Annotated in this window: 14 protein-coding genes; 7 read left to right on the top strand and 7 right to left on the bottom strand. The window is 60.9% G+C overall.

Annotation, left to right across the window (positions count from 1 at the left end):
- Positions 1 to 78 precede the first annotated feature (78 nt).
- The 3 genes from ACM6JQ_RS10195 to ACM6JQ_RS10185 are packed head-to-tail and all read left to right on the top strand — an operon-like array spanning position 79 to position 2,644.
- On the top strand, positions 79 to 1,482 hold the full coding sequence (locus ACM6JQ_RS10195; RefSeq protein WP_414893878.1) for a cytochrome ubiquinol oxidase subunit I: 1,404 nt from the start codon (positions 79 to 81) through the stop codon (positions 1,480 to 1,482).
- Positions 1,483 to 1,485: 3 nt separating this feature from the next.
- Positions 1,486 to 2,502: a cytochrome d ubiquinol oxidase subunit II gene (gene cydB / locus ACM6JQ_RS10190; RefSeq protein ID WP_007918423.1), complete on the top strand. Its 1,017-nt coding sequence runs from the start codon at positions 1,486 to 1,488 to the stop codon at positions 2,500 to 2,502.
- A complete protein-coding gene (locus ACM6JQ_RS10185) occupies positions 2,489 to 2,644 on the top strand; it encodes a DUF2474 domain-containing protein (protein ID WP_081265204.1) in 156 nt (51 codons plus the stop codon). The genes cydB and ACM6JQ_RS10185 overlap by 14 nt, the downstream gene beginning before the upstream one ends.
- Positions 2,645 to 3,005: 361 nt before the next feature.
- On the opposite strand, the gene ACM6JQ_RS10180 is transcribed toward ACM6JQ_RS10185, so the two are convergent.
- A complete protein-coding gene (locus tag ACM6JQ_RS10180) occupies positions 3,006 to 3,857 on the bottom strand; it encodes a CAP domain-containing protein (protein WP_414893706.1) in 852 nt (283 codons plus the stop codon).
- Positions 3,858 to 4,056: 199 nt separating this feature from the next.
- On the opposite strand from ACM6JQ_RS10180, the gene ACM6JQ_RS10175 reads away from it, so the two are divergent.
- Positions 4,057 to 4,677: a cell wall hydrolase gene (locus ACM6JQ_RS10175; protein WP_034155563.1), complete on the top strand. Its 621-nt coding sequence runs from the start codon at positions 4,057 to 4,059 to the stop codon at positions 4,675 to 4,677.
- On the opposite strand, the gene ACM6JQ_RS10170 is transcribed toward ACM6JQ_RS10175, so the two are convergent.
- The gene (locus ACM6JQ_RS10170; RefSeq protein WP_414893705.1) at positions 4,674 to 5,561 is read right to left on the bottom strand and encodes a LysR family transcriptional regulator; all 888 of its coding nucleotides are present in this window, start codon (positions 5,559 to 5,561) and stop codon (positions 4,674 to 4,676) included. The genes ACM6JQ_RS10175 and ACM6JQ_RS10170 overlap by 4 nt on opposite strands.
- A gap of 103 nt (positions 5,562 to 5,664) precedes the next feature.
- On the opposite strand from ACM6JQ_RS10170, the gene ACM6JQ_RS10165 reads away from it, so the two are divergent.
- Positions 5,665 to 7,062: an MFS transporter gene (locus ACM6JQ_RS10165; protein ID WP_414893704.1), complete on the top strand. Its 1,398-nt coding sequence runs from the start codon at positions 5,665 to 5,667 to the stop codon at positions 7,060 to 7,062.
- 103 nt (positions 7,063 to 7,165) lie between these two features.
- Here the strand turns inward: ACM6JQ_RS10165 and ACM6JQ_RS10160 are convergent, their stop codons facing one another.
- From ACM6JQ_RS10160 to ACM6JQ_RS10145, 4 genes are all read right to left on the bottom strand, one after another.
- On the bottom strand, positions 7,166 to 8,614 hold the full coding sequence (locus tag ACM6JQ_RS10160) for a heavy metal sensor histidine kinase (protein WP_414893703.1): 1,449 nt from the start codon (positions 8,612 to 8,614) through the stop codon (positions 7,166 to 7,168).
- A complete protein-coding gene (locus ACM6JQ_RS10155) occupies positions 8,611 to 9,282 on the bottom strand; it encodes a heavy metal response regulator transcription factor (RefSeq protein ID WP_007918415.1) in 672 nt (223 codons plus the stop codon). The genes ACM6JQ_RS10160 and ACM6JQ_RS10155 overlap by 4 nt, the downstream gene beginning before the upstream one ends.
- A gap of 9 nt (positions 9,283 to 9,291) precedes the next feature.
- Positions 9,292 to 9,549, bottom strand: coding sequence for a DUF2790 domain-containing protein (locus ACM6JQ_RS10150; protein ID WP_038366121.1), 258 nt, complete (start codon positions 9,547 to 9,549; stop codon positions 9,292 to 9,294).
- A 232-nt stretch (positions 9,550 to 9,781) separates the two neighbouring features.
- A complete protein-coding gene (locus ACM6JQ_RS10145; protein ID WP_007918401.1) occupies positions 9,782 to 10,492 on the bottom strand; it encodes a murein L,D-transpeptidase catalytic domain family protein in 711 nt (236 codons plus the stop codon).
- Between the two features lie 151 nt (positions 10,493 to 10,643).
- Between ACM6JQ_RS10145 and ACM6JQ_RS10140 the strand changes: the two genes are divergently transcribed.
- The gene (locus ACM6JQ_RS10140) at positions 10,644 to 12,260 is read left to right on the top strand and encodes a L,D-transpeptidase family protein (protein WP_095113570.1); all 1,617 of its coding nucleotides are present in this window, start codon (positions 10,644 to 10,646) and stop codon (positions 12,258 to 12,260) included.
- A 3-nt stretch (positions 12,261 to 12,263) separates the two neighbouring features.
- On the opposite strand, the gene ACM6JQ_RS10135 is transcribed toward ACM6JQ_RS10140, so the two are convergent.
- Positions 12,264 to 12,779: a DoxX family protein gene (locus tag ACM6JQ_RS10135; RefSeq protein WP_273915513.1), complete on the bottom strand. Its 516-nt coding sequence runs from the start codon at positions 12,777 to 12,779 to the stop codon at positions 12,264 to 12,266.
- A gap of 393 nt (positions 12,780 to 13,172) precedes the next feature.
- Here ACM6JQ_RS10135 and ACM6JQ_RS10130 point away from each other — a divergent pair, with 393 nt between their 5' ends.
- Positions 13,173 to 14,057, top strand: coding sequence for a LysR substrate-binding domain-containing protein (locus tag ACM6JQ_RS10130; RefSeq protein WP_414893702.1), 885 nt, complete (start codon positions 13,173 to 13,175; stop codon positions 14,055 to 14,057).
- Positions 14,058 to 14,106 lie beyond the last annotated feature (49 nt).

Genomic DNA, 14,106 nt, shown 5'->3' with positions numbered 1-14,106 from the left:
TGACTGGCTGCAGGCGTTCGCGTCTGGCGGTGGCCCGGATTCGTGCTGCCGCTTTTCAGCCTGGATGAGGACATCATCATGTTCAATCTGGAGGCACTGGACCTGGCGCGAATTCAATTCGCGTTCACGGTTTCGTTCCACATTATTTTTCCGGCGATCACCATTGGCCTGGCGAGTTTCCTCGCGGTACTCGAAGGTCTGTGGCTGAAAACCCATAACGACACGTACCGCGATCTCTACCATTTCTGGTCGAAGATCTTTGCGGTCAACTTTGGCATGGGCGTGGTTTCGGGACTGGTCATGGCGTACCAGTTCGGCTCCAACTGGAGCGGCTTCTCGGATTTTGCCGGGAGCATCACCGGGCCGTTGCTGACCTATGAAGTGCTGACTGCGTTCTTCCTTGAGGCCGGTTTCCTCGGGGTGATGCTGTTCGGCTGGAACCGTGTCGGCCGTGGCTTGCACTTCTTTGCCACGGTAATGGTCGCCATCGGCACGTTGATTTCGACGTTCTGGATTCTTGCGTCCAACAGCTGGATGCAGACGCCGCAAGGCTTTGAAATCGTCGACGGTCGGGTGATGCCGCTGGATTGGCTGGCGATCGTGTTCAACCCGTCGTTCCCGTTCCGGTTGGCGCACATGGCGATTGCCGCGTTTGTCGCCACGTCGTTCTTCGTCGGTGCCTCGGCTGCCTGGCATTTGCTGCGCGGCAATAACACGGCGCCGGTGCGCAAGATGTTTTCCATGGCGTTGTGGATGGCGTTGATCGTTGCGCCGATCCAGGCAGTGGTCGGTGACGCCCATGGCTTGAACACGCTGGAACATCAACCGGCAAAAATCGCCGCCATCGAAGGTCACTGGGAAAACGCCGACAACGGCCCGACGCCGCTGGTGCTGTTCGGCATCCCTGATATGCAGGCGGAGAAGACCAAGTATGCGCTGGAGATTCCCTATCTCGGCAGCCTGATCCTCACCCACAGCCTCGATAAGCAGATCCCGGCGCTGAAGAGCTTTCCGAAAGAAGACCGGCCGAATTCGACCGTGATTTTCTGGAGCTTCCGCGTCATGGCCGGGTTGGGGATGTTGATGATCCTCGTTGGTTTGCTGGGGTTGGCGCTGCGCCGGGGCGGCAAGCTTTATCAGCATCGCGGCTTCCAGCGACTGGTGTTGTTGATGGGGCCGAGCGGGCTGATTGCGCTGCTGGCCGGTTGGATTACCACGGAAGTCGGGCGTCAGCCGTGGGTGGTTTATGGCTTGTTGCGCACTCACGACGCGGCATCGCATCACTCGGTGGCGCAGATGAGTACGTCGCTGGCGCTATTCGTGGTGATCTATTTCACCGTGTTCAGCGTGGGCATCGGCTACATGATGAAACTGGTGAAAAAAGGCCCGCAGCCGCACCACGAACATCCGCCTGCGGGCGATGAGTTGCAGGCGCCGCGTCGACCGATTTCGGCGGCTACCGCCCCTATGAAGGAGCATTGAGTCATGGGTATTCAAGGTATCGATCTCTCGTTGATCTGGGGAGTGATCATCGCCTTCGGGGTGATGATGTACGTGATCATGGACGGCTTCGATCTGGGCCTGGGGATCCTGTTTCCGCTGATCCCGGATGAGCAGGAACGCGATGTGATGATGAACACCGTCGCGCCGGTGTGGGACGGTAACGAGACGTGGCTGGTGCTCGGTGGCGCGGCGTTGTATGGCGCGTTTCCGCTGGCGTACGGGGTGATTCTCGAGGCGTTGTATCTGCCGCTGATCCTGATGCTCTGCGGGCTGATTTTCCGTGGCGTGGCGTTTGAGTTTCGCTTCAAGTCTTCGCCGCAAAAACGTCATTGGTGGGACAAGGCGTTTATCGGTGGCTCGCTGTTGGCGACGTTCTCCCAGGGTGTGGTGATTGGCGCGTACGTGTCCGGGATTCCGGTAGTCGATCGGCAGTTTGCCGGCGGCGGTCTGGACTGGTTGGCACCGTTTCCGCTGGTGTGTGGCGTGGGGCTGGTGATCGCGTATGCGTTGCTTGGCAGTACGTGGTTGCTGGTCAAGACCGAAGGCATGCTGGAGTCGCGGATGCGTCTGTTCACCCGGCCGCTGGCCTTGCTGTTGATGGCGATGGTGCTGGTGATCGGCGTGTGGACCCTGCAACTGCATCCGGAGCTGGCGACACGTTGGTCGACACACGGGCATCTGCAGGTGTTTGCCGGATTGGTGGTGTTGGCGTTGCTGGCGCTGTTCGGGCTGCTGCGTACGTTGCGTCAGCGCCATACGCACTGGCCATTCGTGTTTACGCTGGTGCTGATGTTGCTCGGTTACATCGGCCTGGCGCTGAGTATCTGGCCGAACATCATCCCACCGTCGGTGAGCATCTGGGCCGCCGCGTCACCGCCGTCGAGCCAATTGTTTGCACTGATTGGCGCACTGTTCATCCTGCCGGTGATCCTGATGTACACCTTCTGGAGCTACTACGTATTCCGCGGCAAAGTGAGGATTGGCGATGGCTACCATTGATTCGCGCGAAGTGAAATCCAGCCGCTGGTACAAGCGTCTGGGCTGGTTGTTGCTGATCTGGCTGGGCAGCGTGGTGTCGCTGGCGGTGGTGGCGAGCCTGCTGAAACTGGCGATGTATGCAGCGGGGATGAGGACCCACTGAGCCTGAAAAACCGCAGCCAGGCTGCGGTTTTTTATTGCCTCAATCTTCCGAGCGACTGCTGACCCTGTGGGAGCTGGCTTGCCAGCGATAGCGGTGGGTCAGTCGACATCAATGTTGAAGGGGCGGGCCTCATCGCTGGCAAGCCAGCTCCCACAGGGTTTTGTGTTGTTCAGGGATGATGAGCATTACACCGATCATTGTGGGAGCGAGCCTGCTCGCGAAGGCGTCAGGTCAGACAATGTTGATGTTGAATGTAAGGGCCTCTTCGCGAGCAGGCTCGCTCCCACATTGGATCTCGGTTCGGCCGAAGATCTACTGATCAACTCAAGCCCCTGTGGGGGCGGTGTGTTTGAGATTTGAGTTACTGGGCGCCGAACATCGCGGTCCAGTAGATACCGGCACTGCTTTTCGGGTCGGTCGCGTAGGCGGCGCCGAGTTCCTGGTATTGCGGGTTCATCAGGTTGGCGCAGTGGCCGGGACTGGCGAGCCAGCCTTCGACGACTTTGTGCACGGTGTCTTGTCCGGCGGCGATGTTTTCGCCGACCTGTTGGCCGCTGTAGCCGGCGAGTTCGGCGCGATCGCCGGGAGTACGGCCGTCGCGGTCCTTGTGGTCGAAGTAGTTGTTGTTGGCCATGTCGCGGCTGTGATCCTGGGCGATCGTGCCCAGCGTCGCGTTCCACGCCAGCGGTGCGGCAGCGGCGAACGCCTGACCACCACACTGACGCGCCTGACTACGGGCGACATTGAGTTCATTGAGCAACTTCTGTCCCTCACTTTGCGCGTCACCGAGCTTGGCCGACAGCAGCGGCCGCGCCAGCACGATGCGCCAGTCACGGTCATCGCGGCTGACACCGACATCGACGAACTGCGGATCGAGCACCACCTGACAGAAACTCTCCTGAATTGCCTTCATCGCCGACGCCGCATCACGCGGGCCGTTGAGCGTGATCGCTTGCACATTGACCATCGGGTAACTGGCGCTGGCCATGGCTTGCTGCAGATCGACGGCACCGGTAGCGCGTAATCTCAGCCGTGGATCAGCTGACAGCGGTGGCAGTTCGTTCGACGCCTGACTGCCGCAACGCTGCGGCTGGCTGCGGTAGCTGTTGATCGACTCGATCAGTTGCGATTCATCGCCAGCCATGGCCGGAATGGCAAACATAACGCTCACGGACAAAACGGCAAGACGCAAAACGGATGGCATGAAGCGCATGGAAATCTCCCTGGAGCTGAATGCGCCCATGATGCGCGAAAGGCCCCCGGGGAGTGCAATGTCTTTTTTCTTCATTCAGCGGTTTTTCTGCGCAACTTTGCCGATGGATTTGCCGTCTACACTCACCGAAGACCCCGGGATACGGGTGTCTCCCCGACGTAACACCTTGCCCGACTCGGGCGCTGCCGGAAGAACAGACATGGGATTGAAAGGATGGGCGGGTTGTCTCGTATTCACCCTGTTGGCAGGCTCTGCTTGGGCCACCGATCAGGCCCCGATCAAAGCGAAGGCTGAAGAAAAAGCCCAAGTACTGGAAGAGAAAGCGGCGGACAAAGTCAGCGCCGCACCGGCACCGAAAGCCGAAGCCATTACCCCGACCGAAGTGCAGGCGGTCGACCCGGCCGGCGCGGCGCCGCTGGACGATCCGATCACCTGTTTGGCGCGCAGTATTTACTGGGAAGCCAAAGGCAAAGACACGCCGGAAATGGAAGCGGTGGCCAGTGTGGTGATGAATCGCCTTGGCCACGAAGGCTTTCCCGACACGGTGTGTGCTGTCGTCAAACAAGGCTCGGAAACCAAGAGCTGCCAGTTTTCCTGGTGGTGCGACGGGCGTCCGGATCAGGTCAAGGAAGATGCCGAATACACGCTGGCCAAGGACATCGCCCGCAAAGCGCTGAACCGCCAACTCAAGGATCGCACCAACGGCGCGCTGTATTTCCACGACCGCAACGTGCATCCGAGCTGGGCCAAGGAGTACCGCAAGACTGCCGAAACGAAAAAATTCCTCTTCTACAAACCAGCGGGTGGCGACGCGCGTTAAGCGCAGACCTGCCGCACACAATCGCGCAACCAGCGATGCGCCGGGTCGGCGTCCATGCGCGGGTGCCAGAGCATCGACACGCTGATGTCCGGCATCGCGAAGGGCAGGGCGAAACTGTGCAGGCCGCTGCGCAGTTTGCTGGTGTGACGCTGCGGGACGGTGGCGATCAGCTCTGATTCCCGCACCAGCGTCAGCGCTGCCGAGAAGCCACCGAACGAGGTGACGATGTCCCGCGTCAGTCCGAACGCGAGCAGTGCTTCGTCGACCGGGCCGCTGCTGCGCCCACGTCGGGAGATAAGAATGTGCTGGCCACCGGCAAAGCGCTTGCTGGTTATTTTTCCCGCGCTCAACGGATGCCCCTCACGCACTACACCGATCCACTGATCTTGAAACAGGATGCGGCTGTGCAGCGTCGGGTCGGTGCTGTCGTCGACCACGCCGGTTTCCAGATCGACACGGCCTTCGCGCAACGGCGTGCTGTCCTTGTCGGCTTTCTGCACAAAACGCAGGCGCACGCCGGGTGCTTCTTCGGCGATCCGCGCGAGCAGAGCGGCGGCAAAGGTTTCAACAAAACCGTCGGTGTTGCGCAGGGTGAAGGTGCGTTGCAAGCGGCCGGGGTCGAGCACTTCGGCAGGTCGTAAAACCGCTTCGGCGTCTTGCACCAGATGACTGACCCGTTCGCGCAGTTCCAGTGCGCGCGGCGTCGGTACCAGGCCACGACCCGCTCGCACCAGCAACGGATCCCCCGTGGTTTCGCGCAGACGGGCGAGGGCGCGGCTCATGGCCGATGGACTCAACTGCAGGCATTTGGCAGCGCGGGCGACGCTGCCTTCGCGCAATAAAACGTCGAGGGTAATCAGCAGGTTCAGATCCGGGGCGCTCATGACATGGCGTTCCATGCAGGTATTGAGTGCAAAGCATGCGTCTTGCGCCGTGTGTTGTCGAGGCTCAGGCTATGGCCGGTCACCTTTGCACTGTGAGCCTGCCATGTCCCAAGAATCCCTGAGCACTTCGGCCCGATGGGCGCTGACCAGTCTGGCCCTGTCGATGTTGATGCCGTCGCTGGACACCAGTATTGCCAACGCAGGGTTGCCGATTCTGGCGACGGCGTTCGAGGCGACGTTTCAACAGGTGCAATGGATCGTGCTGGCTTACCTGCTGGCGATCACCACGCTGATCGTCAGTGTCGGGCGGCTGGGCGATGGCTTTGGTCGACGTCGATTGCTGTTGATCGGGATCGGCATTTTCACCAGCGCTTCGTTGGCCTGCGCGCTGGCACCGGGACTGGGCTGGCTGATCGGTGCGCGAGCGGTGCAAGGCGTCGGCGCGGCGATCATGTTCGCCTTGACCGTGGCGTTGGTGGCCGATGCGGTGCCCAAATCGCGGGCGGGCAGCGCGATGGGGTTGCTGGCAACAATGTCGGCGACGGGCACCAGTCTCGGGCCGTCGCTGGGCGGGCTGTTGATGACGCATGTCGGCTGGCAGGCGATATTTTTGCTCAACGTACCGCTGGGCTTGCTCAATGCGTGGCTGGTGTACCGCTATTTGCCGGCGGATCGGGCAACAGGGCCGCGAGTCGCGTTCGATTATTCTGGCAGCGTGGTGCTGGTGTTGACGCTGGCGGCCTATGCGCTGGCAATGACCCTTGAAGGTTTCACCGTGCCATTGCTGCTGGCCAGCCTGGGCGGCGCAGGATTGTTCATCGTGGTCGAGATGAAGGCCAAGTCGCCGCTGATTCGTTTGTCGCTGTTTAGCGACGCGCGATTGAGCAGCAGTCTGACGCTGACGTTGCTGGTGACCACGGTGATGATGACCACGCTGGTGGTCGGTCCGTTTTACTTGCACCGGGGTTTGGGTCTCAGCAGCACAATGGTCGGCGTGGCGTTATCGATCGGACCGCTGTTGTCTGCGTTTGGCGGTGTGCCGGCCGGGCGTCTGGTGGATCGTTTCGGCGCGCGCCGGATCGTGCCGGGCGCGTTGCTTGGCATGGCCTGCGGTTGTGGCTTGCTGGCGCTGTTGCCGATGAGTCTGGGGTTGCCCGCCTATTTGCTGCCGATTGCAGTGGTCGCCGTTGGCTATGCGCTGTTTCAGGCGGCGAACAACACCGGGTTGATGGCCGGAGTACGTCAGGAGCAGCGCGGCGTGGTTTCGGCGATGCTCGGGCTGGCGCGCAATCTTGGGTTGATTACCGGGGCGGCAGTAATGGGTGCGGTGTTTGCGCTGGCGGCGGGGGATCCGACGCAAGCGCCGGCAACGGCGATTGCCAGTGGATTGCACATCACTTTCGGCGTCGCCTCAGCACTGATGCTGACAGCCCTGATCATCAGCCGAGCCGAGATCAAGCTGTGGGAGCGACAGCGCGCCGATTCGACCTGCTCGCGGTAGCTGCGGGGTCAGGGAAAGTTGATGTTGATCAAGCTGACCTCATCGCTGGCAAGCCAGCTCCCACAGGGTTTTGGGTTGGCCGGAAATCTGGATTCAGCGCCAATCATTGTGGGAGCTGGCTTGCCAGCGATGACGGCGGAAAAGTCGATGAAGGTGATTGCCGGGCGGGGAAGAACAATTCGAAGCAGGTGATGCCATCGACACTGCTGACGCTATAGCGGCCCTGATGCAACTGCATGATGGTCGCGACAATCGACAGGCCCAGACCATTGGATTGGGCCGAGCGTTCACGGGACTGATCGACCCGGTAAAAACGTTCGAACAGCCGCGCCAGATGCTCAGGCGCAATGGTCGTGCCGTGGTTGCGCACCCGCAAATAACTGCCATCCGCCTCGGCAATCGCTTCCACCTGCACCGTCGAATCCGCCTCTCCGTACTTGATCGCATTGGCGCACAGATTGGCCAGTGCGCGGCGTAGCAGCATCGGCTCGGCCCAGATCACACCGCTGCCACGGGCCTCGATGCTCATCCCGACATCTGCCGCCAATCCTTCAAAGTAATCGGCAATGCGTTGCATCTCATCCGCCGCATCCAGCTCCTGGCGCTGGCTCAGGGCACTGGCCGGATCGGTGCGCGCCAGAAACAGCATGTTGTCGAGCATCCGCGTCAGCCGTTCGAGCTCTTCGACGTTGGAGGCGAGCAACTGCTGATAAGCCTCGATACTGCGATTCTGCTGCAGCGCGACCTGGGTTTCGCCGAGCAGGTTGTTGATCGGCGTGCGCAGTTCATGGGCCATGTCGGTGGACACCTGACTCAATTGCGCAAAACCCGTGGCGAGGCGGTCGAGCATGGCATTGAACGCCTCGATCATCGGCTGCAATTCTCGCGGCGCACCGCTGCTGGCGAGGCGTTCGCCAAGGTTGCCGACACCAATGCCATGAGCGTGCTTCGCCAGTTGCCGCAACGGCAGCAAACCGCGATACACCAGCAAACAGCCAACCACCGCCAGTAACAGCGCCGCCAGCGAGGCGAGTCCATAAACACTCAAACGGTAATTGGCGAGCATCGCCGTGCGCTCGCTCATCAGGCGCCCGGTGGTGACTTGCAGATTGCCCAGTTCTCCGGAATCGATACTCGCCGCCACCGCCGAAAACGGCACGCCGTCGACACTCGGCAGATGCTGTACGTCTTTGAGTGTCATCGCATGATCGATGGGCACCGCTGGCAACGTCGGTGTATTCAGGTTGCCCGGGTTGACCACCAGCAGCGGCGGTTGCCCCGGCGTGCCGATGGTCAGCAGTGCTTCGTGGTTGCCGAGCATGTTCTGGAACAGCGCCGGTTTGTTCTTGATCAGCTCCAGAGTGTTGCTGTCGTTGAGAAAGGTGCGCAACTGATCGACGCGGCTGACCAGCGCTGTGTCATCACGGCGGATCAACTGTCGCTCCAGTTCGTTGTACAGCGCAGCGCCGAGGCCAGCCAGCGAGGCGAACGCAAGCAGGGCGAACACCAGCGCCAGGCGCAAGGTCAACGAATACGGCCGAGGGCTGCTCATGGCTGCGTATCGAAGCGATAACCGATGCCGCGCACGCTGTGGATCAGCTTGAGCTGGAACGGATCATCGATCTTCGCCCGCAAGCGGCGCACGGCGACATCGACCACATTGGTGTCGCTGTCGAAATTCATGTCCCACACCCGTGAGGCAATCAGCGAACGCGCCAGCACTTGCCCGGTATGCGTGGCGAACAACTGCAGCAACGCAAACTCTTTGTTGGTCAGGGTGATGCGTACACCGGCACGGCTCACGCGGCGCTTGAGTACGTCGATCTGCAGGTCGGCGACTTGCAGTTGTTCGTCTTCATGGATCGGCCCGCGCCGGGTCAGGGTGCGCAGGCGCGCCACCAGTTCGGCAAAGGAAAACGGCTTGATCAGGTAATCATCAGCGCCCAGTTCCAGGCCTTTGACGCGGTCAGCAATGTCATCGCGAGCAGTGAGGAACAGCACCGGCGTGTCAGCCTCCTTGCGCAACCGGCGCAGGACTTCCCAGCCATCCATTTTCGGCATCATCACATCGAGCACGATCACATCGAAACTGTGTTCCAGCGCCAGGTGCAGCCCGTCGGCACCGTCGCGGGCGAGGCTGACGCTGTAACCCAGTTCCTGTAATCCGTTGAGCAGGTAATTGCCGGCCTTGGGTTCGTCTTCGACAACCAGAATATTCATCGATCAGTCTCAATGGTCATTGATGCAGCCGCTGCCTTGTACCTGATAGTCCAGCACATGTTCGCGGCCCTGATGGTCGAGGTAATTCAATTGCGCCGGGACCACGCCACACGCTTGTGAAATATCGGTGCTGGACAGGACTTTGTCGACATCCAGATTGACGTAGAAGCCGGATTTGTCATGAATCACGGCGGTGTCGGGCATGTTCGCGGCGAACGCGCTGCCGGTGGCGAGGAGGGCGGTGAAAGCGAGCAGGAGGCTTTTCATGATCAGTCACTCAGTGGTCAAGGTTGATCGGCATTGGCGCCGGGACAACTTCAGGCTACCGAGCGATCCGCACGGCAAACCGACAGCTGAATGACAAAGTTGTAATGAAAGTGACTGCGAGTCTCCCTGTAGGAGCTGCCGAAGGCTGCGATCTTTTGATCTTGCTTCTAGAAAGTCAAAGTCAAAAGATCGCAGCCTTCGGCAGCTCCTACAGGGGATTTGTGGTGGTCGGTCAGCTGGCGTGGGTATTGAGGATGCTCGCCACCTGCTGCGGCTGGCAGTTCAGATAAGGCGAAGACTTCAACCAGCGCTGATCCGGGTACCACGAAAACATGAACTGGCCGTTCTTCAAGCGGTCGATCACCTGCTTGGCAATCTGTGGTCGTACCGCCGGGCAGCCCTGGCTGCGGCCGATGCGCCCCTGTTTCTTGCTCCACAACGGATTCACATAGCTGGCGGCGTGAATGACGATCGCACGATCGCGGGCCATGTCATTGAAACCCGGCTCCAGACCGTCCATGCGCAGCGAATAACCGTGGGTGCCGCTGTAACTTTCCTGGGTGCGGAACAGGCCGAGGCTGGACTGGTAACTGCCTTCGACATTGGAAAACTGCGTGGCGAAGTTTTCCCCGGAGTTGGAGCCGTGGGCGACCAGATCGCGCAGCACCAATTTCTTTTTGCTCAGGTCGAAGATCCACAGGCGGCGTTCGGTGGACGGTTGCGAATAGTCGATGATCGCCAGATGGCGGGACGGCTTCGCACCGTTGTTGACCGCGCATTGCATGGCGTTCAACGCACCTTTCAGCGCTTGGGGATTGAGTTCTGGCGCGGCGTGCGCGAGGCTGGTGAAGAGAACCGGCGATGGTTTGCCGGCGGCAAAAACTGGACTGGTCACGACGATAGCGGTGGCAGTCAGCAGAAGTCGGCGCAAAAACGTCAACATTTTATAAAGTGTCCTCACTTGCTACATATTTGGCACTTTGGCTCCTGACTCCCAGTCAATACCCGCAAGCCCGCAGATCGAGCCTGACTGTTCAGCGCACCTGATGTAAGGTTGGCCATCATCTAGACGGCCATGGATTGGAGTAAAGCAGTTGTTCAAAAAGTACGCATGCTACTTGAGCATTTGTTTGCTCGCTGCGCCGTTTGTCGCTTGTGCCGATGAGCCGCTGCCACCGCTGGAGACATTGCCAACACCACCGGCGGAAATGCCGGTCGAGCCGCAAAGTCCGTTGCAGGCGGTGTTGATCAGTCTGGCGCAGTCGTGTCCGGCGATTGCCACGCGCCTCAACGGCCCGGCGCTGACGCAACTGCAAGCGTTCTACCAGCAGCAGGACTGGATGCCGGTGTGGGCCAACGAATCCGCACGATTGCCGGTGTTGCATGCGCAATTACAGCTGTTGGCCGATGATGGCCTCAATCCAAAAAACTATCCGATCGCCACCACGGCGCCTCAGGATGGCGAGTTGTGTGCCGACATCGACATCAGTCGCAACTATCTCCAGGCCCTGCAGGATTTGCACTACGGTCTCCTGCTGCAATCGCACTTCGAACCGCTGTGGCATGCCGACGCCACTCCGCGCGACCGTCAGGCGGAATTATTGGCCATCGCCGTTCCCGGCCTGCACGACATTCCCGCTGCGTTCGACCTTGCCCGTCCGCGTCTGGCGCAATATCAGGACCTGCGTCAGCTCTATGCGGCGCAACGGCTCAAAACCTTGCCGCAATGGCAAGCGGTGGGCAACGGGCCGCTGCTGCGCCCGGCCATGGAAGACAAACGCGTACCGGAACTGGCCCAGCGTCTGTACAGCGAGGGCTATCTGACCCAGATCATTGGCACGCCCGGCAATGCGTATGACGGCGTGCTGGTCGACGCCGTGAAGAGTTTTCAGGCCAACCATTCCTTGCAGGCTGACGGGGTGGTCGGGCCGGGAACGATTGCTGAACTCAACATCAGTCCGCTGACCCGCCGCGAACAGTTGCGGGTCAACCTCGAGCGTTTCCGCTGGATGGCCCAGGACCTGGAGCCCAATGGCTTGCTGGTCAACGTCGCCGCCGCTGAACTGACGCTGTATCAGGGCGGCGTGGCGGTGTGGCAAACGCGCACTCAGGTTGGCCGCGCCGAGCGCCAGACGCCGTTGCTCAAATCCCGGGTGACACGCCTGACCCTGAACCCGACCTGGACCGTGCCGCCGACCATCTGGAAAGAAGACAAACTGCCGGAAATCCGCAAGGACCAGACCTTCCTCAGCCGTCAGAACCTGCAAGTGCTCGACGCCAACGGTCAGCCGCTGGCGGCAGCGGACATCGACTGGGACAACCCCGGCAACATCATGCTGCGTCAGGATGCCGGGCCGCGTAATCCGTTGGGGCAAATGGTCATCCGCTTCCCCAACCCGTTCTCGGTGTATCTGCACGACACGCCGAGCAAGGCGCTGTTCGAAAAAGGCCCGCGCGCCTTCAGCTCCGGCTGCGTGCGGGTCGAGCATCCGATGCAATTGCGCGACTTGTTGCTCACACCCGCAGAAAAGGCCCGCACCGAAACCCTGCTGGCCACCGGCACCACCCACGAATTTCGCCTGTCAGCGCCGGTGCCAATCCTGATGACTTACTGGACGGCACAGGTCGACAGCAGCGGCCGCGTGCGTTACTCACCGGACATCTACAGCCGTGACAGCGCCTTGCTCGCCGGCCTTGATCGGGCGCATTGAGCCTCAGCGGGTGCTCCGGTTCCAGAACACCCGCGCCAGCCACGCATCGACACTCAACTTTCCCGCCCCGGCGAACACCAGAGGCAGCAGCGCGGCCAGGTAAATCGCCGGCAGCTTGAAGTTGCCGAAGCCTTTGTTGGTGATCGCATAACCCTGCGCCAACTCGCTCAGCGACGACCAGTCAGCCGGCCAGTGCACAGCGGCGGTGGCAACAACGGTGACCACGATCAGTGAGATCGCCGAGATCCGCGTGCCGAAGCCCACCAGAATCGCCAGTGCGCAGATCAGTTCAGCCCACATCGACAATTCCCAGTTGAGCGTCGCCGGCAGGTGATCGAACGGGAAGGGGAATTTGTCCTGGATGTCTTCGAACCAGTTCTGCCCGTTGAATTTCTCCAGTCCGGACTCGAAGAATTCCCAGGCGATGAACAGGCGCAGGGTCAGTGGGGCGAGCCAGGTACCGGCGCGGTCGAGGTTCAGGTGCAGGGATTTGACCGCAGTTGAAAGGGTGGTGGTCATGAGGCGTCTCCGGTGAGTTGAGTGAAATCGACCGGGGCATTTCAGCGTTGGGGTGTATCGGGGATGTGTCGGCGGGGTGGCGGATTGTGCGTTGGGTGTGTCTGCGGCTTCCGGGTATACAGTGCGATACAGGCAAAAGCCCCTCACCCTAACCCTCCCGAAACGTCGGACCGCCCAGAGGGCGAGGGGACTGACCGAGTTGTCTTGCGTCATCCATCGACCTGGGAAATCCGGTCGATTATGGATTTACCCAAGCACGTTCAGGTCGGCGTACATCGTCAATATCCCCCGATCGGCCCCCTCTCCCTCCGGGAGAGGGCTGGGGTGAGGGTAACGGGCTGGACTCATATCGACGAGCCAGTCAGCATGACAAAAAAAAACGGACCCCCCCACATGCGACGACTTCCCTCCCTGGCCGCCCTGCGCACCTTCGAATGCGCCGCCCGCCACGCGCATTTCGGCCGGGCAGCCGCCGAACTGTGCGTCACCGACAGCGCCGTCAGCCATCAGATCCGCCAGCTCGAAGAACAACTCGGCGTCCCACTGTTCATCCGCGAAGGCCGACAAATCCGCCCGACCATCGCCGCCGGGCGGCTGATGCAAAGCCTGCAACAAGCCTTCGAACTGATCGGCGATGCCTGCGATGAATTGCGCGATCCGTCGTCGCTGGCCGTGCTCAGACTGGCCGTCACCGCCGAGCTCGCGCAGAAATGGTTGATGAGTCGCCTCACTGATTTCTACGCGCGTTATCCGCACATCACCTTGCACCTCTACGAACAACCGATCGACGCCACGGCGCCCGGCGAAGACATCGACCTGGCGATCACCTACGGCACCGGCCCGGTGGACAGCAGCGCCTACTTCGTGCGGCCACTGCCAGCCTTGCAGTTCTTCCCGGTGTGCAGCCCCGGCCTGTTCAACCAGGGCAGCTTGAAAACCCCGAAGGATCTGGCCCGTCACTGCCTGCTGCACGACGATCAGGACGGCAAGACCTGGACCGCGTGGCTGACCAGCCACGCCGGTGATCTACGCCCGCAGCGTCAGTTGTATTTCGCCCACGCTGGTTTGGCGTTGGAAGCGGCGGCGCAAGGGCAGGGCGTGGCCATGGGCGATAACCTCACCGCGCAGGAGGATTTACAGAGTGGTCGCCTTGTGCGGCCCTTCGCATCCAGCATGACTGCCCTTGGCCAATACGCGTTGGTCTGCGAGCGGCTGCGGCTGGAGCGTCCGGCGGTGGCGCAGATGCTCGAATGGTTCAACGATCAACTGGCCGATTGATGAGTTGAATTCAACTGTTCCGTAATAATCATCGTTGGCGAGCCCACGG

It is taken from the genome of Pseudomonas sp. IT-232MI5 (assembly GCF_949767845.1).
GTDB lineage: Bacteria > Pseudomonadota > Gammaproteobacteria > Pseudomonadales > Pseudomonadaceae > Aquipseudomonas.
The sequence above is the reverse complement of the archived record's forward strand: the minus strand, read 5'-3'. Positions and strand labels throughout refer to the sequence as shown.